Below are 20936 nucleotides of genomic sequence, written 5' to 3'. Positions count from 1 at the left end.
GCTCCCGTCCGTGACCCTGTTCCGGATCCGCCAGGCCGCCGAACTGCTCGGCGTCAGCGACGACACCATCCGCCGCTGGGCCGATTCCGGTCGCCTGCCCACCACCACCGACGAGTCCGGCCGGCGGGCGGTCGAGGGCACCGAACTGGCCCGGTTCGCCGAGCAACTGGCGCACGAGACCCCGGCGGCCGCCGAGCAGGAGGGCCTGGGTCGTTCCTCGGCCCGCAATCGCTTCACCGGTCTGGTGACCCGGGTGGTGCGGGACACGGTGATGGCTCAGGTCGAGATCCAGGCCGGCCCGTACCGGGTGGTCTCCCTGATGAGCCGGGAAGCCGCCGACGAGCTCGGCCTGGAACCGGGCGTCCTGGCGGTGGCCTCGATCAAGTCCACGAACGTCGTGGTCGAGGTCCCGGACGCCGACTAGCCGAAAGAGAAGAATCCATGCGCAAGATCGCTCTCATCGCCGCCTCGGCGCTGGCCCTGGCCGCCTGCGGCGGGGGTTCGGCCGACGACCCCGAGGCTGGTTCCGGCGACAGCTTGTCCGGCGAGATCACCGTGTTCGCGGCCGCCTCGCTGACCGAGTCGTTCGGCAACCTGGGCAAGGCCTTCGAGGCCGAGAACCCGGGTACCACGGTCACCCTCAGCTTCGGCCCGAGCTCCGGCCTGGCCGAGCAGATCAACTCCGGCGCCCCGGCCGACGTGTTCGCCTCCGCCTCCACCAAGAACATGGACCAGGTGGTGGAGAGCGGGAGCGCCGCCGATCCGGTGACTTTCGCGAACAACACGATGGAGATCGCGGTCCCGGCCGACAACCCGGCCAAGATCACCTCGCTCGAGGACCTCGCCAAGAAGGACGTCAAGGTGGTGCTCTGCGCCGAGGACGTGCCGTGCGGGGTCAGCGCGCGTGAGGTGTTCAAGAACGCGGGCATCGACGTCACCCCGGTCAGCAACGAGGTCGACGTCAAGTCCACGCTCTCGAAGATCACCCTGGGCGAGGCCGACGCCGGCCTGGTCTACGTCACCGACGTGAAGTCGGCCGGCGAGGAGGTGTCCGGGGTGGAGATCCCGGCCGACGTCAACGCCAGCACCGCCTACCCGATCGCCACCCTCGAAGAGAGCAAGAACGCCGATCTGGCCAAGGCTTTCGTCGACTACGTGCTGTCCGACGCCGGCGCCGCCGAGCTCGAGACCGCCGGCTTCGCCAAGCCCTGACCCCTGGTTCTGCTGTGAGCGCCCGCCGGGACACCGAGCCCGACACCCGCGTCCCCTGGCCGCTGGCGGTGCCGGCGGTGCTCGCGGTGCTGTTCCTGTTGCTCCCGCTCAGCGGGCTGCTGCTGCGCACCCCTTGGACCGAGCTGCCGCAGCTGCTCGCCGAACCGGCCGCACTGCAGGCACTGCGGCTCTCGCTGATCACCGCGACCGCAGCCACCGCTCTGTCGCTGTTCCTCGGGGTCCCGCTGGCCTGGGTACTGGCCCGCAGCCGGCGCCCGGGGATCAGTCTGCTGCGCGCCTTCGTCACTTTGCCGCTGGTGCTGCCGCCGGTGGTCGGGGGCGTGGCCCTGCTGATGGCCTTCGGCCGCCGGGGCATCTTCGGGCAGTACATCTACGAGTACACCGGTTTCTCGCTGCCCTTCACCGTCTGGGCCGTGATCATCGCCGAGACCTTCGTGGCCATGCCGTTTCTCGTGGTCACCGTGGAGGGTGCCCTGCGCAGCGCCGACCGCGGCCTGGAAGAGGCCGCGGCCACGCTGGGCTCGGGGCCCTTCGCCACCTTCCGCCGGGTCACCCTGCCGCTGATCTGGCCCAGCCTGATCGCCGGCAGCGTACTGACCTGGGCCCGGGCGCTGGGCGAGTTCGGCGCCACCGCCACCTTCGCCGGCAGCTTCCCCGGCACCACCCAGACCATGCCGATCTACATCTACGAGACCATGCAGAGCGAGCCGGATGCGGCGATCGCCCTGAGCCTGGTTCTTCTGGTGGTGTCCGTGACCGTGCTGGCCCTGCTCCGAGACCGATGGCTCAACAGCGGGACCCGGCTGTGAGCGCCCCGGTGAGCACCTCGTCCCTGATTGAAGGACTGGACGCCGACGTGCAGGTGAGCCGCGGCGCCTTCGCCCTGAGCGCCCATGTCCGCGTACCGGGCGGCGAGGTGCTGGCCGTTCTCGGCCCCAACGGCGCCGGAAAGACCACTCTGCTGCGCACTCTCGCCGGGCTGATCCCGCTGCGCCAAGGCCGGATCAGCATTGCCGGTACGGTCTGGGACGACCCGGCCACCGACGTCTTCAAAGACGCCACCGAACGCCGGATCGGGCTGGTCTTCCAGGACTACCGCCTGTTTCCGCACCTTTCCGTACTCGACAACGTGGCGTTCGCCCCGCGCGCCCGGGGGGTCAAGCGCGCTGCCGCCCGGGCCCACGCGCTGGAGACGCTGCAGACGCTCGGCTTGGATGCCCTGGCTGCCCGCCGTCCGGCTCAGCTCTCCGGCGGCCAGGCCCAGCGGGTGGCGCTGGCCCGCGCGCTGGCCTCCGGCCCGGCGATGATGCTGCTGGACGAACCGCTGGCCGCCCTCGACGCCCGCACCCGTCTGGAGATCCGGTCCGAACTGCGCCGGCGGCTGACCTCGTTCAGCGGCCCCAGCATCGTCGTCACCCACGACCCGCTGGAGGCGCTGGTCCTGGCCGACCGGATCCTGGTCCTGGAGGAGGGGCGGATCGTGCAGACCGGGACGCCCGCCGAGGTCGCCCGCCGGCCGGTCACCGAATACGTGGCCCGGCTGATGGGGCTCAACCTTTACGCCGGACGGCTGATCGATCCGGCGCACGGGCGCATCCGGCTGGACTCCGGGGGCGAGCTGATCGCCGCGAGCATTCCGGAAGGCCTGCCGGCCGACGCGAAGGTGCTGGCGGTGCTGGCGCCGACGGCGATCTCGCTGCATCTGGGTGAACTGCCGGAGGGGTCGCCGCGCAACGTCTGGGCGGGCACGGTCAGCGGCGTGGAACTGCTCACCGACCGGGTTCGGGTGGCGGTCAAGGGTGCTCCGGACGCGCTGGTCGACGTCACCGCGGCCGCCGTGGCCGAACTACGGCTGACGCCCGGGCTCGAGGTCCAGCTCTCGGCAAAAGCCGGGGAAGTCACCGCCTATCCCGCGCCCTAAGGGTCTCACCTGCGGTCATGACCGGGTGCAGTCGGACCCGTACGGATCCCACCGGCCACACAAGCGGGCCTGGTTAACGGCCGTCGGCAACCGGTCAGTAGAGTCCGAAGTCCGCTGACCTGCGGATTGGGCGGATCGGGCGGTCAGCGTCGAACATGGAGACGTCGGTCGGTACTTGAACTTCGTACGGACCATCGGGACGACGAGGACCAGACGGGCGGGATGAGGGGCGGGATGCAGGAGGGACCGGACCACGACCATCCGCCGGGTGAGAACCCGGACGATCGTCTGATGCCTCCCGGCCAGACCGGGCGCACCGACCGCCCGGTGCGCCACTACGGGCCGGTGCCGAAGGTGCGGGACCGGGACTCCTGGATGCTGAGCTTCGGCGGGGCCACCAAGAGCGACGAGTCGTTCGTGGTCTCCCTGGGCGAACTGGAGAAGCTGCCGCGCTCCGAACTCACCGCCGACATGCACTGCGCGGGGAAGTTCACCACCCTGGACAACATCTGGGAGGGGATCCGGGCCCGCGACGTGGTCGAGGCCTACCCCCCGCTGCCGGGCATCACCAACGTGATCGTCTACGGGCAGTACGGCTACAGCGCCAACGTCCGGCTCGACGACCTGCTCGCCGACAACGCGATGCTGGCCACCCACCAGGACGGCGAACTGCTGACCCCGGAGCACGGTTTCCCGGTGCGGCTGGTGATTCCGCACCTGTACTCGTGGAAGGGCCCCAAGTGGTTCCGGGGGTGGGAGTATCTGCTGGAGCCGCGGCGTGGATTCTGGGAGGAGCGCGGCTACCACCTCAGGGGGCAGGTCTGGGCCGAGGAGCGCTGGTCGTACCAGGAGACGCATCCTGGCCGTCTGCCGTCCCAGTCGGCCGACCGGGGGGAGAATCCTGGCAACGGCTTCGACGGGCCGTCAGGGCAGGAATACGCGGGCTGAGCCTCCGCCACAGCAGCCGGGCCGCCGCGGCCAGGCCGATGACGACGGGGACGAGCAGATCGGCCTCCGTGATGCCGCGACCGGGCGCCAGGAACACCAGGATCGCGCCCTCGTGGGCCTGGTTGGCCCTCAGCCAGGCCCAGCTGGTCAGGGCGAGCGCCAGGATCGCGACGGACGGCCTGCGGAAGAACACCAGCGCAGCGCCGGCCAGGAGCAGGGCCAGGCACGACCAGAACATCCGGGGCTCTTGAGCCAGAACGTGCGCAGCGCTGTGCAGCCGACCCCAGAACTGCTCCGGGCTGCGGGGTATGGCGTCGAGGATGCGGCCGTTGAACACGTGCGGATCCATCCTTCGCCTCCCCCGTCGGCTTCGGCCTGACTCCACCCATCGAATCGCAGACAGACGCGGTGGGCGACTTCGGCCTTGTTTCGTGCGTTCGTTCGACCAGAGGACGCGGGGACTGAAGTAGCTGGATGGTGAGATCGGCTGGGTACCCGGGCGGCGCGTGCCCGAATACCCAGCCGACATCTGTCAGGTGGCCCACGCGGTGCCGGCGTGGGGAGGACGTGGGCCACGAACCGTCGGTTTATCCGGCCAGGTAGTGCTCCACCCGGGCGGCGAGCTCTTCCGAGCCCGCCACCCTGACCGGTTTGCTCGCCGTCATCACCCGGATGCGACGGGCTATGGCGCGGGTCCGGGCCGAGCGCACGCCCGACATCGCATCCAGCGCCTGCGACCAGGTGGCCACGGCATCGTCGTGCCGGCCCAGCCGGGCCTGCACGTCACCGAGGTCACCGAGGGTGATCGCATGTGCTCTCGGGAACTTGGACCGCTGCCGGTTCTGCACCGAGCGTTCGAAGGCCTCCAGCGCGCCGCGCAGGTCTCCGAGGTCGCGCAGCACGCAACCGGACTGATGGGCCAGGGACGCCTCACTGACGAAGAACACCCGGTCCGGTTCGGCGTCCGCCGAAGAGGCCGCAGCCAGTTCGGACTCGGCCTGTTTCAGCGCCACCATGGCCGCCTGCCGGTCCCCGGCCACCGCCAGGGCCCGGGCCTGCCCCATCGACAACAGAGCCCGCTCACGCGGGGTGGCCAGCTGGTAGCGCGCCCCGCTGACCGCGGCTGCGGCCAGGTCCCGGGAGCGATCGGGCTGTCCCAGGTCGAGCACCTGCCGGGACATCGCCCGCAGTGCGAAACCGGTCAGCGGGGCGTCGCCGGCCTCCGCTGCCAGTTTCACTGCGATCGACCCGGCCCACTGAGCGGTGGCGTGCTCGGCGTCGTCGTACGACATCCACCCGGCCAGGCAGGCGAGCTCCCCGGCGACCGCGAACATCTGGCGCCGGAGGGCATCGTCGGTGAAGCGTCCGTGCAGGAATCCGGACACGTCCGAGGTGAGGTACTGCAGCACGGCCGTGCGGGCGTGCCCGCCACCGCGGCGGTGATCGACGCGGCTGAAGAACGAGACGGTCTCCTGCACCGCCTCGACATCGCTGCGGCCGACCGCCGGATGACCGCCCGGCGGTTCCGGCGTGTGGGCCCGGGCCCGGACCCAGGCATCGGCCAGGGCCTCAGGAGGGGCACAGGCCAGGGTGGGCGAGACCGTCGGGGCCCCGCCCTCGGGCACCGTCCGGGCCTGGAGCTGCAGGAGCGGATCGGTACTCCAATCAGGTGTTGCGCCCGGCTGAGGGGCCGGGCCCACCGGACCGCCGGAGCCACCGACGGCCTGTAGATCCGGACCCGGCTGACCGGGTGGCCGGCGCGCTCGCAACCGGCTGGGCGGGACCGTGCGGTCCCGTACCGAGGTACGGGCCACCCGGGCCGCCGGTTCGGCCGAGACCGCAGCCGCTCGCGCGGCCCGTACGGAGCGCCCAGGCATGGGCGCCGGCCGGACCACCGGGGACATCGGAGCCGCCGATGCCACCGGAGCCGAGGCCGGCTTCTCCGCCGAACCACGCCTGCGGCCCGCAGCTGCCCGGGCCGCCGTTCCCGCCTGGATCAGCAACCGGAACCGCTCGGCACTTGCGCGGTCGGCCCGGGCCAGGGCGGTGTCCAGCACCGCCTGCAGCTCGGGCATCGGCTCGATGTCAGCCCCGCGTGCCTCCCACTTGCTCACGGTGCGGGTGCCGACACCTAGGTATTCGGCAAATCCCACCACCGTCATTCTCAGAGCCCGACGCAAAGCCCACGCTTCGTGCCCTGTCCAGCGTTCCACCGTCATCACGATGACCCCCGTCAATCGCGCAAATATGGTCCGCCGACACCTACTGCGCGTGCAGTAATTGTCAGCATAGGCACGAATTCGTCGCTTTCTCCAGAAGCTGACGCGTTTGGTTTGCTGGTGCACCGTGGGTGCAGTGGCACTGCGCACCTCCACGCACACCCGGCGCACACTTGCACTGCACCGTGCAATAAGACGAAACCAGGCGCACTATTTACGGCGTAATTCCGCAAGCCGCTCACGGCCGGTCGCCAGCATTCCATACGACCGGTATTCGGTTGGCCGAAATACCGATCCCGACATGGCCCGAACGGATTGCGGCAACGCCGGTGCGAGCCTTTCGGCGCGGATAGCATGAACGCTCGTTCAACGCTGAACAGATGTCCGGACACTGCCCTGGGGGACGCGCGTGACCATCGTTCAGTACCTGCATGTCCTGCGCCGGCAGTGGTACGTCGTGCTGCTGCTGGCCCTGGTCGGGCTGGGCGCGGCGTTCGTCTACACCGACCGGCAGGTACGGACGTACTCGGCCAGCACCCAGCTCTTCATCGGGATCACCGAACAGGCCCAGGGCAGCGATCTTTCGCAGATGAGCCAGGGCAGTTCGCTGATCCAGCAGCGGATCAAGTCGTACGCCGACGTGGTCACCAGCCCGGCCGTGCTGAGCACGGTCTCCGAGGGCTACGGAGTGCCGGTCAGCGCCGGGCAGATCAGCGTGAGCACCCCGGCCGACACGGTGCTGCTGGAGATCACCGTCACCGACACCAGCCCGCAGCGGGCCGCGCTGATCGCCAACGGCATCGCCGACAAGTTCCCCAGTTACGTGGCCCAGCTGGAAAGACTTCCGCAGCAGCGCACCTCGCCGGTGCGGGTCTCGCCGATCCAGCAGGCCGAGGTGCCCGGCTCGCCGGTCTCCCCGCGGGTGCCGCTGAATCTCGCGCTCGGGCTGCTGGTCGGCCTGGGCCTGGGCATCGGGGCGGCGGTGCTGCGCGACGCGCTGAACACCACGGTCGGCACGGTCTCGGACATCGAGAAGCTCACCGGCGCGATCCCGCTCGGCGTGGTGCCGTTCGACGCCCAGACCAGCAAGCAGCCCCTGGTCGACTCCGACGAGCACGGCGCCCGGGCCGAGGCCTTCCGCACCCTGCGCACCAATCTGCAGTTCGCCGACGTGGACTCGCCGCCCCGGGTGATCGTGGTCACCTCGCCCCTGCCGAACGAGGGCAAGAGCACCTCGGCCTGCAATCTCGCGCTGACCCTGGCACTCGGCGGGGCCCGGGTGGTGCTGGTCGACGGCGATCTGCGCAAGCCCGCGGTGGGCCGATACCTGGGCATCAGCAGTGGTGCGGGCCTGACCACGGTCCTCGCCGGCCGGCACGAGCTGCGTGAGGTGGTCACCGTCTACGGCCGCGACACGCTGGCCGTGCTGCCTTCCGGCCCGACCCCACCCAACCCGTCCGAGCTGCTCGGATCGCAGCAGATGGCCGACCTGCTGACCACGCTGGCCGATCACTACGACGTGGTCGTGGTGGACGCTCCCCCGCTGCTGCCGGTCACCGACGCGGCGGTGCTGGCCGCGGCCGCCGACGGGGCGGTGCTGGTGCTACGGCACGGCAGTACCCGGAAGGAAGATGCGGGGCGGGCGTTGCAGGCGCTCAGCGCGGTGAATGCGAAGCTGCTGGGAACGGTGCTGAATTTCGCGCCGAAGCGAAAGCGTGGCAATGGCTACGACGGATACGGCTATGGGTACGGCTACGGCAATACGGCCAAGACTTCGACGGGCGCGGTACGCCCGGCCAGTGTGACCCTGCCGGATCGGGAGAACAGCCCGGCCCCGACCGCCTGAGGCCAACCGCCTTGATCGCCCGGCCTCGGTGACATCGCCAGCTTCCGGCCAAGGCCGCACTTCCCTCAGCGGAGAGGTTGAACCGCTGAGGCCGGTGGCGGTGCAGAAGCTGTGCCATGCCGCGCCGTCGCCGGGCCGCGGCCACCCGGCGCACCCTGAACTCATGGCTGGCGTGGCTCTGGACCTGCGCGATGCCGGGGGCGGCCCGGTGACGCTGGAGCTGCGCATCTACCGCACATACGTGGAGTGCTGGATGGATGACGTCTGCCATGCCGTCTTCGACCGGGACGCCCTACGTCGCTGGCTGGCCCAGCCGGGAGCAGCCCTGAGTTGGGACGGGGTGAGCTGGGTCCGTACCTATCGCGGCTCGGTAGCGGTGACGGTGGACGGCGTGGTGCCACGCTGGCCGCTGGCCGACCACGTGCTGGAAGGGCTGCGCTCCCGGATCTAAAACGCCGAAGGGCGCGGCCTCGGGTCAGAGGTCGCGCCCTTGCGGGGATGTGTGGATCAGCTCTCGGGGCCGGTCACCTTGATGTCGTTCAGGACAGCCCGGTAGGTGCCCGCGGAGTCCGGCGGCAGGTTGGTCACCCAGATCAGCCAGTACTGGTGGGCGCCGGCCTTGGATGCGTCGAACTCGACCACCCCGGTCTTGCTGCCCTGCGCCACGACCTTCTCGTAGTTGCTCAGGTTGGAGCCGGAGAACGAGTCGGCAGCCCGTAGGCCGAGCGTGATCGGCGATCCACCGACCTCCACGCTGATCTCACTGACCTCCTTGGCGCTGCCCACGTCGACAACCAGGCCCACACCGTCCTTGAGGCCACCGAAGTTCGCGGACTTGAACCAGGGAGACTGGTAGGTACCATCCGACTTCTCGGAGATTCCTTCATCTACCTCGGCGAACTCCTTCGTGGTGTACTCCAGCGAGACCGTGGGCGCGGCCTGAGCCTCCTCGGAAGCGGTCGGGGTCGGGCCGACGGCCGCTGTGCCCTTCTGCCCGTCGCTGTCGTCGCTGCCGAACGGGTTGAGCAACACACCGGCGATGATGCCGCCGATCACCAGCACCACCGCGGCGAGCATGCCCCAGCGGGCGGGCCCGGACGGCAGCTGACTCTGGCGGGCCGGAGGCCGTACCGGCGGCGGCGCCTGCTGGTGCGGCGGAGCGGTGGGCACTCCGACCGAACCCATGGCGCTGGTCGGCATCGCCCCGGTGGGCACGTTCGGCTGGTAGCCCTGCGGGGCGTACCCCTGCGGCGCATAACCCTGGGGGGCATAACCCTGCGGCGCGTAGCCCTGGGGATACCCCTGGGGCGCGTAGCCCTGCGGGTAGCCCTGGGCCGGGTAACCCATCGGGACCGAGCCGGTGCCCGGGGTGGGCATCGGCATCTGGCCGGTGGGCGGCTGCTGGGCGGGCGCCTGCGGGTTCGCCGGCGCGGTCAGCGGGATGCCGGCCGTGTGCGCACCCTGCTTGCGGCCCTTGCGCTTGCGGTTCTTCGCCGTCCGGGTGGCGGCCGGCCGGGCCGGGGCCGGCTCGGGCACGCCGTCCGGCTGGGTGATCGGCCCGCTCGGCGGGGTGGCCACCCCGGGCGCCGACATCGAGCTGGTCATCATCGACGGCGGCAGCGGCGGGGCCATCACGATGGCGCGCGTCATCGCCTCGGCGGCCCGACGCCGGGCCACCATCTCGCGCGGCACGAAGGCACCCGTGTCGGGGGCCCCGCTGCGCCCGGGACGCGACGGCGACCCGAAGGCCGGCGCGCTGCCGCCCAGCGCGTTGCCGGCCGGTGGCGACACCGGCGAAGCAGCCGGGTCGGGCACGAACGGGTGCGGCTCGGTGGAATCACCGCCGACCGGCAGCGAGCCGGAGGACGGGGATTCGTCGGACGGTGAGACAGACGCCATATTCAGGGGGGCTCCAGTTGCCGCGAGCGCAGCCCCGACCGAGGCCGCGCTCAGCGTGAGGCCGGTGTCCGTGACGTCCCCCGTGACGTCCGGCAGGCCTGCGGTGGACAGCAGTTCGGCGGCGCCGGGCTGAGGCGCCCGTACGGTCGCGTCGGGGTCGGCGCCGAGCGAGCCCGCTGCCGCTCCCGCCGCCTGCATCGCCTTCGAGGTCTCGTCCTCGCCGATCAGTCGCACTGGTCCCGAACCATCCGATGAGCTGGAAAAAGACGCGTCAGTAGAGGTGGAGTCGATCAGGTCGGTGACCGTGGTGGACCCCACTGGACCGAGGTCCGGCGTGGTCTGCGCGACACCAGGGGTGTACTCCAGTGCCCCGGTCTGCGACTCAGCCGCGTTCACTCCCTCGATGAGCTGGTTGCCCGATTCCTGCGACCCGCGCGCCGGCTCCGACAAGGCAACGCTCCTTCCCTCTACCGGGTACTACGGTACGCGACAGCAGCGATCCACCCGAACCGGATCGCCCCATCGGTGTGGCTTTTGTCCGATCAATTCCCTGTGGATCGCCTCCGATCCGGACCAGGGCACCTGCTTCTGACGCATGAGACCCCTGGGTCGGTTGCGCCGGATGAGGCGTTGTCGTGATCAGTCTTCCAGTCCCCCGTCCCGGGGACGAACCGATCCGTCCGTACGGCCCGTCCCGGCGCCGTGCGAAGGAAGATTCACACCGTAGTTGGCGATGATCACCGCTACCGGCGGCAGCACCGCAGCCACTGCGCTCATCACCAGCGCGGCGGGCATCGAGTAGTGCCGGACCACGGCCCAGGCCAGCACGACCAGGACCAGGCAACTGCCCATCACGGTGAGATAGCGCCGGATCCGGGTGCCCTCGTCCACCTCGCGGCGGGGCCGGGGCGGCACCGGATCCGGATTCACCGCCCGGTAGGGAGGAATCTGCGAGCCGGGCTGGAAGTGCGGGCCCTGGCGCAGGTGCCGCAGCACCACGCCGACATCCACCGCGGCAGTCAGGCCCATCACCGCGAACAACAGCACGTAACCCAACGGGGCCCGGCCGGCCAGCAGTCCCACCGCGAACACCGAGAAGACCAGGCCGAAAAGGGCCAGGACGAGCCTCAGCCGCAACGGGCTGCGGGCGGTGCCCGGCTCGTCGCCGGACCGGATCGCTGCCATCTCTCCAGGCTAAGGCCTCCCCTGCGACGCCCCACCCCGACCTTGATCCACAAGACCGGCAAGTGGCAAAAGTGAAGTGAGGACGCCGGTGGTCAGGGTTCACCGGCGTCCTCACGTTCGAGGCCCCCTTGGTTGGGACGGCCCGGGGCCCCTACCCCGGGCCGTCATCTCAGTAGATGCTCACCCCGTAGGCGCTCAGCGCCTCCGGGACCGGCTGGAAATAGGTGGTCCCGCCGATCGAGCAGTTCCCGCTGCCGCCCGAGGTCAGCCCGTAGGCCACGGTCCCGGCGTAGAGCGAACCGCCGCTGTCGCCGGGCTCGGCGCACACGCTGGTCCGGATCGTGCCGCGAACCGTGGTGCCGTCGTCGTAGTTGACCGTGGCGTTCAGCGCGGTGACCCGGCCGCTGCGCACGCCGGTGGTGCTGCCGCTGCGGTAGACGGTCTGGCCCACGGTCGGCGTGCCCGCACTGGCGATGTCCTGCGAGGTGCCGTTGTAGAGGTTCACCGTGCCCTCGCGGGTGATCGTGCCGGTGTACTGCACCAGGGCGTAGTCGTTGTCCGGGAACGAGTAGCCGGCGTTACGGCCGATCAGCGTGCGGCCGTTGCCCCCGGCGTACCAGGTGCTGATCGCCTCGGCGCAGTGCCCGGCGGTGAGGAAGTAGTCGGTGGTGCCCCGGCGCACGTTGAAACCGAGTGAGCACCGGCCGCTGGTGGGGCCGTAGATCGCGGTGCCGCCGTTGATCTTGGTGGTGAACTTGCCGGGCACCTGCTCCAGCGTGGCCTTGGCGCCGAGATCGGCCACCGCTGCCTTCACCTGGGCCAGGTCGGCTCCCTTGACCGTGCTGTCCACGCTGACCAGGACCTGGTTCGAGGCCGGGTCGACGGCCCAGGAGGTGCCGGGGATCCGCGCGGTCCGGTCCAGCTCCTTGGTCGCCGAGGTCAGCTGGGCGGCGCTGTACTCGACCAGTTCGGCGCTCGCCCCGGCGGCCTCGGCCACCTTCAGCGCGCCCGTGGTGGTGACCGCGGCCTTCAGCTTCCCGCCTTCGTAGAACACGCCGGCGCCGGCCTTGCCGAGCTGGGCGGCGAGTGCGTCGGCCGCCTTGTCCTGGCCGACCGAGGCCTGCTGGGCGGCACTCACCTCGGCCTTCGCGGTTGTGCCGCTCGTCTCATCCGCGACCGCGGAACTGGCTGGACCTGCGAGTCCGACCAGGGCGAGGCTGGAAGTGGCGAGCGCGACACAGGTGCCTACGAGCAGGCGACTGGGTTTCACGGTGGGTCCTCTCAGCAGACGTGATGGCGGAGCCATGTCAGGGAGACACGTCCGGAATGACCGGAAGGAGACTTATGTTGCGATTCCCGACCCGAAGATCACAAGACTAAAACGCCAGAAAGTAACCCGCCGGTCACAAAGCGCTGAGCTCGCGGTCGCCGGTGCGTCGAGCGGGCCGGGTACGCCACGCCCGCGCCGGACGGGGACCTGCGCGGCGGGCGCCGCGGGAGGTCACTAACGTGTGTGGACATGCCTGGTCATTACGACGTCATCGTTATGGGAGCCGGCCCGGGCGGGTATGTCGCCGCCATCCGTGCGGCACAACTCGGCAAGCGGGTGGCCATCGTCGAGAGCAAGTACTGGGGCGGAGTCTGCCTGAACGTGGGCTGCATCCCGTCCAAGGCGCTGCTGCGCAACGCCGATCTGGCGCACACCTTCCAGCACGATGCCAAGACGTTCGGCATCCAGGTCGAGGGTTCGGTCACGTTCGACTTCAAGGCTGCCTTCCAGCGCAGCCGGTCGGTGGCGGACGGCCGGGTCAAGGGCGTCCACTTCCTGATGAAGAAGAACGGCATCGACGAGCTGAACGGCTGGGGCACGTTCGTCGACGCGCACACCCTGCAGGTCAAGCTGAACGACGGTGGCCAGGACACGGTCACCTTCGACAACGCGATCATCGCGGCCGGGGCCACCACCCGGTTGCTGCCCGGCACGTCGCTGTCCGAGCGGGTGGTGACGTACGAAGAGCAGATCATGACCGCCGAACTGCCCAAGAGCATCATCATCGCCGGGGCCGGCGCGATCGGCATCGAGTTCGCCTACGTGCTGAGCAACTACGGCGTGGACGTCACGATCGTCGAGTTCCTCGACCGGATCCTGCCGCTGGAGGACGCGGACGTCTCGGCCGAGCTGGCCAAGCGGTACAAGAAGGCCGGCATCAAGCTGCTGACCGGTACCCGGGTGGACTCGATCGAGGACGGCGCGGGCCCGGTCAAGGTCACCGTCACCAAGGACGGCAAGCAGCAGGTCCTGGAGACCGAGAAGGTCATGCAGGCCATCGGTTTCGTGCCCCGGACGAAGGGCTACGGCCTGGAGAACACCGGTGTGAAGCTGACCGAGCGCGGCGCCATCGAGGTCGACGACCACATGCGCACCAACGTGCCCGGGATCTACGCGATCGGTGACGTCACCGCCAAGCTGATGCTGGCCCACGTGGCCGAGTCGCAGGGCATCATCGCCGCGGAGACCATCGCCGAGGCCGAGACGATGACGCTGGACTACGCCATGGTCCCGCGCGCCACGTTCTGCAGCCCGCAGGTCGCCAGCTTCGGCTACACCGAGGCCCAGGCCCGCGAAAAGGGTTACGACGTCAAGGTCTCCAAGTTCCCGTTCACCGCCAACGGCAAGGCGCACGGCCTGGCCGAGCCGGTCGGCTTCGTGAAGCTGATCGCCGACGCCAAGTACGGCGAGCTGATCGGCGGGCACCTGATCGGCCCCGAGGTCACCGAGCTGCTGCCCGAGCTGACCCTGGCCCAGCAGTGGGACCTGACGGTGCACGAGATCGCCCGCAACGTGCACGCTCACCCCACGCTCAGCGAGGCCGTCAAGGAAGCGGTGCACGGCCTGGCCGGGCACATGATCAACTTCTGAGTTCCGTCCCGAACGGCCGCGACCTGCTCCGGGTCGCGGCCGTTGTGCTGGGCGGGCTAGGTTGCTGCGATGACGCACCTGACGGTAGGCGCCGCCGACTCCGGGCTGGCCGAGCGGATCGACCAGGAACTGGCTGTCTTCAACCGCGAGGCCACGGGTGAGCACAACGAGCAGGAGCTGTCGGTCCGGGCCGAGGACGAGAACGGTGACCTGGTAGCGGGTCTCACCGGAGCGACCTGGGGCCGCATCTGCGAGATCGCCATGCTGTGGGTGCGCGCCGATCGGCGCACCGAGGGCTGGGGCAGCCGGCTCCTGCAAGCCGCCGAGAAGGAGGCGGTCGCACGCGGTTGCACCCGGATCGTCCTGTCATCATTCACTTTTCAGGCCCCGGATTTCTACCGGCGGCACGGGTACACCGAAACCGCCCGAACCGAGGGATTTCCGGCCGGGCACGCCCGGGTCCACCTGCAGAAGGATCTGCCCGGCTGACGAAAACGGCAGCCGGCAAAACAACAACGGCGACACGTCTTCGTGTCGCCGCATCATCATGGGCGCTGCGTCACTGGCGCGCCGCGTGGATTCAGTTGTCCTGCATCGACCTTCGGCCGAACTTACCGGCGGATCGCCTGACTGTTGAGAAGGCTTTCCAGTTCGGCGATCTCGGCCTCGGTGTGCCGGCTGAGAATCGCGTCCAGTTCCTGGCGCTCGGCCGGGGTGCTGTAACTGGCCAGTTCATCGGCCAGTTTGCGGGAACGCTGCCGAACCATCCGTCGCTCGGCGAGCTGGGTGCGCAGATTGCTGATCATCAGGGCCTTTCGTCCGGTTTCCTCCGCGCCTGCGCGAGGCGGCGGTCGCGCCGCCATCTCCATTAACCGCGATTGCGGGCACGCCGATGGCCGATCGGGGATGTGACGTCGCACTCACTCTCGATTGTCCAGACAACTGGACATGTCAAACCCGCTGGCCCACAACGTCTTCAAGTTTTTGCTCTGAAAGGGATCAAAAAATGGGGACGCGGTCGGGCCTCAGGCGAATCGCGCGATCCGTGGCCACGCGAGAGTTCCCGTTCGTGGCCGCCGCACCAAGTTCAGCATGAGGTGCGGACGCCGTGCCGCCACCGGACCCAACTCTCGCCGCTGTGTACACATGGCACCGAATGTCTCATCCGTACACATCGCGGGCAGTACTTTTTGCCCGTCGGCAGGCGACCGTGCGAGGCAGTGAGCAGGAGGGCAGCAAGCCGGCGAGGGCAGTGAGGGTGCCGCAAGGAGTACGAGCCAGGAGCAGCAACAAGCCGCAGCCTGGGCCGGTCCGGACGAGCAGGAACTGGGCTTCGGCGTGGCTCAGGAGTTCGACTGGCCTTAGCGATCGAGGCGGTGGAGTGGCAATGTCGAGCGGGCACAAAAGCGCTGAACGGTGGGGACGGTTGACCGGCGCCGGAATTGGTGAACCCGTGGCGCACCGGCCTCAGGAATTACCCCGGACGAGCGATCGGGCGGATACATTGCGCGCCGGTGAATACCCGGGAAATGGCTGGGCGGGGACCGGCAATACGTCACGCAGGGTTCATAAGCGTGCAGCAAAGCGCAGCAAGATCAACCGTCCGAAGAAATGCGAACGACGTTCAATGCAACAGAAAGGCTGTCCGGACAGGTAATTGTCCGGACAGCCTTTCTCAAATCAGGACGCGCCCTTACGCCTGGCCGGGTGCCGGGACCTTCGGCGGGAGCGCCGATCCCGTCGTGGCGCAGACCTCGGACAGCGTGCGCATGAACTGCGGGTGCAGGCGCACCGCCTGGTTCATGCTCTGCCGGAGATCGGCTGCGGCCCGGGCGTTCTCAGGGTCTGCGACCAGGCGGTCGATGGCGATCTTCGCCCACCCGTCAAGCTTGGCGAGGTGCTGGAACGTGGCTACCAGGGCCGGCTGCTCGATCGCGGCGGCACCGGAAACCTGCGCGGCCTGCATGACGGTGAAGCGGCGGAGCGCTTCGTCGACCAACTGTGTCGGGTCCATCGTGGGTTGACCCCCATCTCCTTCTCTATCGTCACGGTCTGCCGGGAGATGGCGCCAATCCGCAATGGACGCGTATCTCCAATGACCGCAACACCCACAGTACGCCCACCGAATGAACTTCGCTGAGGACCGGGAAGTGAAAACGCGGATGTTGCCCAGAAGTGATAAACGGCAATCATGCGGATCACGGACACGGCGGACCTATGGTGGAAAACAGCGGTGGTCTATTGTCTCGATGTCGAGACATTCCTGGACTGGAACGACGACGGCACCGGTGACTTCGCCGGTCTCGCCCAGCGCATCGACTACCTGGCCGAGCTCGGCATCACCTGCCTGTGGCTGATGCCCTTCTACCCCACCCCCGACCGGGACGACGGCTACGACATCACCGACTTCTACGGCGTCGATCCCCGGCTGGGCACGCACGGCGATCTGGTCGAGGCGATCCGGACGGCACACGACCGGGGCATCCGAGTGATCGTCGACCTGGTCGTCAATCACACCTCTGACCAGCACCCCTGGTTCGTGCAGGCGCGCCGCTCCCGGGACAGCAAGTACCGTGACTGGTACGTCTGGGTGGACGAGAAGCCGGAGAACGAGCCCGCGCCGGTCTTCCCCGACCAGGAGGACAGCGTCTGGACCCTGGACGAGCCGACCGGCCAGTACTACCTGCACCACTTCTACCGGCACCAGCCCGACCTGAACGTCACCAACCCGGCGGTGCGCGACGAGATCGCCCGGATCGTCGGCTTCTGGCTGGCGCTGGGGGTGTCCGGGTTCCGGGTGGACGCCGTCCCGTTCTTCATCGACCCGCTGGGCGAGTCACCCGAGGAACTGCCCGATCCGCACGAGGTGGTGCGGCACCTTCGGGCATTCCTGAACCGGCGCACCGGCGACGCGATCCTGCTGGGCGAGGTGAACGTGCCCTACGAGCAGCAGTTGGAGTTCTTCGGGGGCGCACAAGGGGGCGAACTGACGCTGCAGTTCGACTTCATCACCATGCAGAACATGTACCTGGCGCTGGCCCGGCAGGACGCCGAACCCCTGGCCAAGGCGCTACAGAGCCGCCCGCCCATCCCGGGCGAGTGCCAGTGGGGAACGTTCGTGCGCAACCACGACGAGCTGACCCTGGACAAGCTCAGCGAGTCCGAACGGCAAGAGGTGTTCGACGCGTTCGGCCCGGAAGAACGCATGCAGATCTTCGGCCGGGGTCTGATCCGCCGGCTTCCCCCGATGCTGGACGGCGACCGGGACCGGATCCGGATGGTCTACAGCCTGCTCTTCGCCCTGCCCGGCACGCCGGTGCTGTTCTACGGCGAGGAGATCGGCATGGGCGAGAACCTGGATGTCGGGGACCGCAATGCCGTACGCACCCCGATGCAGTGGACCAGCGAGGCTCAGGCCGGGTTCTCCCGCAGCGCCAATGAACTGGCCGCGCCGGTCGTGGCCGGCGCCTACGGCCCGCAGCAGGTCAATGTGGAGGCCCAGCGCGCCGACCCGGACAGCCTGCTGAACTTCGTGCGCCAGCTGATCTCGCGCTACCGCAACAGCCCGGAGCTGGGCTGGGGCGACTTCGCCGTGCTGGAGCAACCGCACCGAGCCGTGTTCGCGCACCAGGTCCGCTGGCAGGACGAAACCCTGCTGGCCGTCCACAATTTCAGCCCCGAAGAGGTGAGCGTGCCGCTCGACCTGGGCACGGACGTCTCCAATGCGCAGTTGCTCGATCTCCTCGGGACCGACAACCAGACAACGGACGAGGGCGGGCGCGCCGAAGTCTCTCTGGGCCGCTACGGCTACCGCTGGCTGCGGGTGGTCGACGCGACCACCCGCCGCCTGCGGTGAAGGATCAGCCCTCGGACTGCTCGATCTGCTGGTTCCAGTCGCCCTTGACCGCGCGCCACTCCTCGTCGTTGGCGCCGATCCGCCAGTAGCCGGAGATCGACAGCATGGCCTGCTTGACCCCGCGCTCACGCTTGAGGAACCGGCGCAGGTCACGCACCGCGGCCGCTTCGCCGTGGACGAACGCGTGCACCTTGCCCTCCTTGAACGTGAGCGCGGTCAGCGCCTCGACCAGAACGGTTCCGGGCGCCCGCTCGGTGTCGAGCAGCCAGCTGACCTCCACGCCGGCCGGGGCGGTGAGCTTCAGCTCCGAGGCCGGATCGTGGATCTCGATCAGCGCGTGGCCGACCGCGTCCGACGGCAGCGCCTCGAGCGAGGCCGCGATGGCCGGCAGCGCGCTCTCGTCCCCGGCCAGCAGATACCAGTCGGCAGAGTGGTCGGGCGAGTAGCCGCCGCCCGGGCCGGCCAGCCAGATCTCGTCACCGGGCTGGGCGTCGCGGGCCCAGGGACCGGCCAGCCCCTCGTCCCCGTGCACCACGAAGTCGATGGTCAACTCGTTGGCGGCGGCGTCCCAGCGACGCACCGTGTAGGTCCGGTTCTGCGGCCACTGTTCCTGCGGCAGCGTCTGGCGGATCACCTTCATGTCCAGCGGCGAGGGGTACTCGACACCGGCCCGCGGGTAGATCAGCTTGACGTAGGCGTCGCTGAACTCGTTCATCTCGAACTGGGCCAGGTCGTCACCGGTGAAGACGACCCGGACCATGGTCGGGCTGAGCTGCTCGGTACGGGCGACCTTGATGGTCAGGGTCGCGCCGCCACGGCCCTCGCCGCGGCCACCGACCCGATTCCGGACCCCTTCGGCCATGCGCGAAGCCATGGACATGTGGGTACCACCTTCCAAAGTGAGGTATGCCTAACCTAACAGTGAAGGTAGCTGACAACCGTCTCAGATTGAGCCAACCGGGATCACCCGGCGGACCGCCACCGGGCCCGGTCGTCATCGCCCTTCGTGCTGCAGGTCAGCGTGTCGCCGTCGGAGTCCTTGGCCTTCTCCCCCTCGGAAGAGCAGAACGCGCCCGGTGTCTCCGCGTCACCATTGTCACTCTCGGCGTCCGCGTTCTTGTCGGCGGGGGCGTCCCCCTCAGGTGCGGGGACCGCCCCCGACGTGGGCACCTTCTGCTCCGGGCAGCTCTCCAGGATGCCGCTGATCGCCTTCTTCTCGCCTGAGGTGACCCAGTTGCCGTACTTGGACTTCACCGCGATCTGCCGGGCCACGTAGTCACAGCGGAACGACTTGTTCGACGGCAGCCAGGTGGCCGCGTCGCCGGCCCCCTTCGAGGAGTTGGCCGGGCCGTCGGCGGCCAGCAGGTTCAGCGGGTCGTTGGCGAACTCGGTGCGCTTCTCCTCGGTCCACTGGAACGCACCGGTCACCCAGGCGTTCTGCAGGGCCACGACGTGGTCGATCTGGATCTCGGAGGCGCGTTCCTTGCTGAACTCGATCGTCTCGCCGGTGTAGCGGTCCTCCAGCGTGCCGCTGATCACCACGCACTCCTTGGTGCCGTCCCGGAACTTCTCGCCGGTCAGGTCCCGCTTGAGCACGTCGTTGCGCTGGTCGCAGCCGTTCTGGTCGACGTCCTTCCAGGCACTGCCGAACTCCTCCCGGGAGTAGCCGGTGCTCGCGGCCCGGCCCTTCACCGAGAGGGTGTCCAGCACCTTGGTGGCCAGCGGGCCGTCGTTGGCGTCCTGGACGTCGGCACCGGTGCTGTCCTCCGAGGCCGAGGCACTGCCCAGGCCCAGGTCGACGTCGCACCCGGACAGGCCCAGGGCGAGGGCAAGAGCAAGCAGGGCAGAGCCGGATGACCGAACAAGATTCACACCAGAACCGTATCCTCGTCCCGTATGGGTCGCTCGTCCTGATCCACCGCGGTGCGCCGCACTGCGTTGCCCCCGGCGGCCTGCAGGGTCACCCGGAAGATGCAACGCTGTGGATCAGGCTCACCATGAAGAGCACGAGGGAAGGGGCACAAGATGGGTGACAACACCGCCCTGGTGGTCGTGGTCGGGTTCGTCGCGGTCCTGATTCTGGTCGCGGTGACCCTGCTGGCCGTCGGGCTCTTCGTGATCTACAAGTACCGGCTGCCGCTGCGCGGGATCGCCGCCATGGTCGCCTCGTTCGCCTACCTGATCAGCCCGGTCGACGCGGTGCCGGAGGCCGCCTTCGGCCCGTTCGGGATGATCGACGACGCGGGGGTGATCACGATCGTCGCCTTCTATGTCTTCCACCTGATCAAGGCCCGGCGGACGAACATGCCGCTGCGCCAGGCCGCCGGCATCGCCTTCCGTGAGACCACCCGCGAGGGCCTGAACCGGCGCCGCTCGAACGACGTGGACCGGCGCGACCGGGACGTCCGTCAGTAGAACCCCACCAACACCCAATGGGGGACGTTTGTGGTCGTGGCGACCACTGCGTCCCCCATTTGTTCGTGTCCAGGTCTCAAACCTTCGGATACTGCCCTCCCGATGCACCGCTCTCCCCGCTGACCTGGCGGAACGTGACCATGTGCCAAGGATTCGGACAACCGCCGGACATGTCGTAATCGACTGAGTACGCTCTGTGGCCATGGAGGAGCTGATCCTGGCCGGGTTCGTCGCCCTGCTCGCTTTGGGCTACGTGATCACCGGCCGGCTGAGCGGGGTCGCTCGTCGGCGCCGCGAGGCCCGGGCCCTGCGCTCCCATCTTCTGCGTGAGGTCGAGGCCGGCCGCCGATCACTCGACGACGAGGTCGTGGCCGGGGTGCTCAGCTGGTGCGACGAAGTGGCCCAGACCGGGCGCGACGTTCCGCTGACGGTCAGGTAGCCGTCCGGCCGACTGGGCGAATTCAACGGGACCTGCTTGACTGCACCCGACTCAC

Annotated in this window: 20 protein-coding genes; 12 read left to right on the top strand and 8 right to left on the bottom strand. The window is 69.1% G+C overall.

Annotation, left to right across the window (positions count from 1 at the left end; all coding sequences use genetic code 11):
- Positions 1–10 precede the first annotated feature (10 nt).
- The 5 genes from LR394_RS04220 (at position 11) to LR394_RS04200 (ending at position 4102) form a co-directional block, all read left to right on the top strand.
- Positions 11–424 carry a TOBE domain-containing protein gene (locus tag LR394_RS04220; RefSeq protein ID WP_231439016.1) on the top strand — a complete coding sequence of 138 codons (414 nt, stop codon included), beginning with the start codon at positions 11–13 and terminating at the stop codon, positions 422–424.
- 17 nt (positions 425–441) lie between these two features.
- Positions 442–1212: a molybdate ABC transporter substrate-binding protein gene (modA, locus tag LR394_RS04215; protein WP_231439015.1), complete on the top strand. Its 771-nt coding sequence runs from the start codon at positions 442–444 to the stop codon at positions 1210–1212.
- Between the two features lie 14 nt (positions 1213–1226).
- On the top strand, positions 1227–2042 hold the full coding sequence (locus LR394_RS04210; protein WP_231439014.1) for an ABC transporter permease: 816 nt from the start codon (positions 1227–1229) through the stop codon (positions 2040–2042).
- An 8-nt stretch (positions 2043–2050) separates the two neighbouring features.
- A complete protein-coding gene (locus tag LR394_RS04205) occupies positions 2051–3154 on the top strand; it encodes an ABC transporter ATP-binding protein (RefSeq protein WP_231439013.1) in 1104 nt (367 codons plus the stop codon).
- A 234-nt stretch (positions 3155–3388) separates the two neighbouring features.
- Positions 3389–4102: a molybdopterin-dependent oxidoreductase gene (locus LR394_RS04200; protein WP_231439012.1), complete on the top strand. Its 714-nt coding sequence runs from the start codon at positions 3389–3391 to the stop codon at positions 4100–4102.
- Positions 4103–4689: 587 nt separating this feature from the next.
- Here the strand turns inward: LR394_RS04200 and LR394_RS42680 are convergent.
- Positions 4690–6255 carry a tetratricopeptide repeat protein gene (locus tag LR394_RS42680; RefSeq protein ID WP_331283041.1) on the bottom strand — a complete coding sequence of 522 codons (1566 nt, stop codon included), beginning with the start codon at positions 6253–6255 and terminating at the stop codon, positions 4690–4692.
- 475 nt (positions 6256–6730) lie between these two features.
- Between LR394_RS42680 and LR394_RS04190 the strand changes: the two genes are divergently transcribed.
- Together LR394_RS04190 and LR394_RS04185 are read left to right on the top strand one after the other, a co-directional pair.
- A complete protein-coding gene (locus LR394_RS04190) occupies positions 6731–8167 on the top strand; it encodes a polysaccharide biosynthesis tyrosine autokinase (RefSeq protein WP_231439011.1) in 1437 nt (478 codons plus the stop codon).
- Between the two features lie 163 nt (positions 8168–8330).
- A complete protein-coding gene (locus tag LR394_RS04185) occupies positions 8331–8618 on the top strand; it encodes a hypothetical protein (protein ID WP_231439010.1) in 288 nt (95 codons plus the stop codon).
- Between the two features lie 56 nt (positions 8619–8674).
- Here the strand turns inward: LR394_RS04185 and LR394_RS04180 are convergent, their stop codons facing one another.
- From LR394_RS04180 to LR394_RS04170, 3 genes are all read right to left on the bottom strand, one after another.
- A complete protein-coding gene (locus tag LR394_RS04180; RefSeq protein WP_231439009.1) occupies positions 8675–10516 on the bottom strand; it encodes a hypothetical protein in 1842 nt (613 codons plus the stop codon).
- A 189-nt stretch (positions 10517–10705) separates the two neighbouring features.
- Positions 10706–11251: a DUF6343 family protein gene (locus LR394_RS04175; protein ID WP_231439008.1), complete on the bottom strand. Its 546-nt coding sequence runs from the start codon at positions 11249–11251 to the stop codon at positions 10706–10708.
- 169 nt (positions 11252–11420) lie between these two features.
- Positions 11421–12521: a S1 family peptidase gene (locus LR394_RS04170; RefSeq protein WP_231439007.1), complete on the bottom strand. Its 1101-nt coding sequence runs from the start codon at positions 12519–12521 to the stop codon at positions 11421–11423.
- A 249-nt stretch (positions 12522–12770) separates the two neighbouring features.
- Here LR394_RS04170 and lpdA point away from each other — a divergent pair, with 249 nt between their 5' ends.
- Both lpdA and LR394_RS04160 read left to right on the top strand, forming a co-directional pair.
- A complete protein-coding gene (gene lpdA / locus LR394_RS04165; protein ID WP_231439006.1) occupies positions 12771–14171 on the top strand; it encodes a dihydrolipoyl dehydrogenase in 1401 nt (466 codons plus the stop codon).
- A gap of 69 nt (positions 14172–14240) precedes the next feature.
- Complete coding sequence (locus tag LR394_RS04160; RefSeq protein WP_231439005.1) at positions 14241–14660, top strand: GNAT family N-acetyltransferase; 420 nt, start codon at positions 14241–14243, stop codon at positions 14658–14660.
- 122 nt (positions 14661–14782) lie between these two features.
- Here the strand turns inward: LR394_RS04160 and LR394_RS04155 are convergent, their stop codons facing one another.
- Complete coding sequence (locus tag LR394_RS04155; protein WP_231439004.1) at positions 14783–14977, bottom strand: hypothetical protein; 195 nt, start codon at positions 14975–14977, stop codon at positions 14783–14785.
- An 887-nt stretch (positions 14978–15864) separates the two neighbouring features.
- A complete protein-coding gene (locus tag LR394_RS04150; protein ID WP_231439003.1) occupies positions 15865–16185 on the bottom strand; it encodes a hypothetical protein in 321 nt (106 codons plus the stop codon).
- A 177-nt stretch (positions 16186–16362) separates the two neighbouring features.
- Here LR394_RS04150 and LR394_RS04145 point away from each other — a divergent pair, with 177 nt between their 5' ends.
- Positions 16363–18027 (top strand): alpha-amylase family protein, encoded by a 1665-nt coding sequence (locus LR394_RS04145; protein ID WP_231439002.1) that lies wholly within the window; start codon positions 16363–16365, stop codon positions 18025–18027.
- A gap of 4 nt (positions 18028–18031) precedes the next feature.
- Here LR394_RS04145 and LR394_RS04140 read toward each other — a convergent pair whose 3' ends face one another.
- Both LR394_RS04140 and LR394_RS04135 read right to left on the bottom strand, forming a co-directional pair.
- On the bottom strand, positions 18032–18901 hold the full coding sequence (locus LR394_RS04140) for a siderophore-interacting protein (RefSeq protein ID WP_407936981.1): 870 nt from the start codon (positions 18899–18901) through the stop codon (positions 18032–18034).
- Between the two features lie 89 nt (positions 18902–18990).
- Positions 18991–19899 carry an HNH endonuclease family protein gene (locus LR394_RS04135; protein ID WP_231439000.1) on the bottom strand — a complete coding sequence of 303 codons (909 nt, stop codon included), beginning with the start codon at positions 19897–19899 and terminating at the stop codon, positions 18991–18993.
- Positions 19900–20052: 153 nt separating this feature from the next.
- Between LR394_RS04135 and LR394_RS04130 the strand changes: the two genes are divergently transcribed.
- Positions 20053–20442: a YkvA family protein gene (locus tag LR394_RS04130; protein WP_231438999.1), complete on the top strand. Its 390-nt coding sequence runs from the start codon at positions 20053–20055 to the stop codon at positions 20440–20442.
- Between the two features lie 202 nt (positions 20443–20644).
- Complete coding sequence (locus tag LR394_RS04125) at positions 20645–20881, top strand: hypothetical protein (RefSeq protein ID WP_231438998.1); 237 nt, start codon at positions 20645–20647, stop codon at positions 20879–20881.
- Positions 20882–20936: the final 55 nt, after the last annotated feature.

Origin of the sequence: Kineosporia babensis, from assembly GCF_021129305.1 — a bacterium.
GTDB lineage: Bacteria > Actinomycetota > Actinomycetes > Actinomycetales > Kineosporiaceae > Kineosporia > Kineosporia babensis.
This window is presented reverse-complemented; position numbering and strand designations above follow the sequence as displayed.

Coding starts and splice junctions, on each gene's coding strand:
- modA (WP_231439015.1), top strand. CDS start 442: ATGCGCAAGATCGCTCTCATCGCCGCCTCGGCGCTGGCCCTGGCCGCC.
- LR394_RS04200 (WP_231439012.1), top strand. CDS start 3,389: ATGCAGGAGGGACCGGACCACGACCATCCGCCGGGTGAGAACCCGGAC.
- LR394_RS04185 (WP_231439010.1), top strand. CDS start 8,331: ATGGCTGGCGTGGCTCTGGACCTGCGCGATGCCGGGGGCGGCCCGGTG.
- LR394_RS04175 (WP_231439008.1), bottom strand. CDS start 11,251: ATGGCAGCGATCCGGTCCGGCGACGAGCCGGGCACCGCCCGCAGCCCG.
- lpdA (WP_231439006.1), top strand. CDS start 12,771: ATGCCTGGTCATTACGACGTCATCGTTATGGGAGCCGGCCCGGGCGGG.
- LR394_RS04160 (WP_231439005.1), top strand. CDS start 14,241: ATGACGCACCTGACGGTAGGCGCCGCCGACTCCGGGCTGGCCGAGCGG.
- LR394_RS04155 (WP_231439004.1), bottom strand. CDS start 14,977: ATGATCAGCAATCTGCGCACCCAGCTCGCCGAGCGACGGATGGTTCGG.
- LR394_RS04150 (WP_231439003.1), bottom strand. CDS start 16,185: ATGGACCCGACACAGTTGGTCGACGAAGCGCTCCGCCGCTTCACCGTC.
- LR394_RS04145 (WP_231439002.1), top strand. CDS start 16,363: ATGCGGATCACGGACACGGCGGACCTATGGTGGAAAACAGCGGTGGTC.
- LR394_RS04140 (WP_407936981.1), bottom strand. CDS start 18,901: ATGGCTTCGCGCATGGCCGAAGGGGTCCGGAATCGGGTCGGTGGCCGC.
- LR394_RS04130 (WP_231438999.1), top strand. CDS start 20,053: ATGGGTGACAACACCGCCCTGGTGGTCGTGGTCGGGTTCGTCGCGGTC.
- LR394_RS04125 (WP_231438998.1), top strand. CDS start 20,645: ATGGAGGAGCTGATCCTGGCCGGGTTCGTCGCCCTGCTCGCTTTGGGC.